Genomic DNA, 1,676 nt, shown 5'->3' with positions numbered 1-1,676 from the left:
CAGCTGCCGCACCTGGGCGACGTCCGCACCACCACCGCCGCCACCACCACCGCCGGCTGCCGCCGGCCGCTGCGGTGCCGGCGCGCCGTGCGCCGCGGACGGGGAGGACTCAGCCGCCGGAGCCACCGGAGCCGCTGCCGGCCCGGCCCCGGAGGCGCCCGCCGACGGCCAGGCCCCGGGCCGCGCCGCCGCGCCGCCACCACCGGCGGCGCCACCACCGCCACCGCCCGTCGGCCACGCGCCCGGGCGCCGCCCCCCCTGCGCCACGCTCTCGCCCGGCTGCTCACCACTCACGGCCGCCGCCGCGGGCGCCGCCGGAGCCGCCGGAACGCCCGGCCCCCCGGGAACGCCGGGAGCCCCAGGAACGCCGGGAGCGGCCGGATGCGCCACCGCCTCCCCCCCGACCGGACCGCCACCCATCTGCGGGCCGCCATCCATCTGCGGGCCGCCGCCGCCCAGCGCCACCCCGCGCTCCAGCCTGTCCAGCCGCGCCTGGAGCGACCGCTCGTCCCCGTACGCCGCCGGCAGCAGCACCCGGGCGCAGATCAACTCCAGCTGCAGCCGAGGCGACGTCGCCCCCCGCATCTCCGTCAATCCCGTGTTGACGATGTCGGCGGCCCTGCTCAGCTCGGCGGCACCGAAGGCCGAGGCCTGGGCCTGCATACGGTCCAGCACGTCCACCGGCACGTCGAGGAGCCGCTTCTCCGCCGCGTCCGGCACCGCGGCCAGGATCACCAGGTCACGCAGCCGCTCCAGCAGATCGGTCACAAACCGCCGAGGATCGTGACCGCCCTCCACCACCCGGTCGACCACCTCGAACGCCGCCGCCCCGTCACCCGTGGCGAACGCCTCGACAACGGAGTCGAGCAGCGCGCTGTCGGTGTACCCGAGCAGCGCGGTGGCCATGGCGTATGTCACACCGTCCTCGCCGGCGCCGGCGAGCAGCTGGTCCATCACCGACATCGAGTCCCGCACGGACCCGGCGCCCGCCCGCACCACCAGCGGCAGCACGGACTCCTCGACCGGGATCCGCTCCTGCTCGCACACCTGCGCCAGGTAGTCCCGCAACGTCGCCGGCGGAACCAGGCGGAACGGGTAGTGGTGGGTACGCGACCGGATCGTGCCGATGACCTTCTCGGGCTCCGTCGTCGCGAAGATGAACTTGAGGTGCTCCGGAGGCTCCTCGACCACCTTCAGCAGGGCGTTGAAGCCCGCCGGGGTGACCATGTGCGCCTCGTCGATGATGTAGATCTTGTAGCGGCTCGCCGCCGGCCCGAAGAACGCCTTCTCCCGCAGGTCACGCGCGTCGTCGACACCACCGTGCGACGCGGCGTCGATCTCGATCACGTCGATGGAGCCGCCGCCGTTGCGCGCCAGGTCCACACACGACTGGCACTCCCCGCAGGGCGTCGGCGTCGGCCCCTTCTCGCAGTTCAGACAGCGCGCGAGGATGCGCGCGCTGGTCGTCTTGCCACAGCCGCGCGGCCCGCTGAACAGGTACGCGTGGTTGACCCTGTTGTTACGCAGCGCCTGCTGAAGCGGATCGGTCACGTGCTCCTGCCCGATGACCTCGGCGAAGGACTCGGGACGGTAGCGGCGGTACAGAGCGAGGGACGACACGCCTACGACCGTAGCGGAGCCCACCGACATCCCGCCCCGCCCGCACTCCCCGTCAC

1 protein-coding gene is annotated in these 1,676 nt (G+C 74.3%); it reads right to left on the bottom strand.

The genetic code is table 11. From position 1 onward, the window contains the following. On the bottom strand, positions 1 to 1,620 hold a 1,620-nt coding region (locus GL263_RS26090), incomplete at its 3' end, for a DNA polymerase III subunit gamma and tau (protein WP_182858198.1). Between the last annotated feature and the right edge of the window lie 56 nt (positions 1,621 to 1,676).

The sequence above is a fragment of the Streptomyces durbertensis genome (assembly GCF_014156695.1).
GTDB classification, from domain to species: domain Bacteria; phylum Actinomycetota; class Actinomycetes; order Streptomycetales; family Streptomycetaceae; genus Streptomyces; species Streptomyces durbertensis.
Note: the sequence above shows the minus strand (reverse complement) of the source record. Positions and strands in the feature narration are given on the sequence as shown.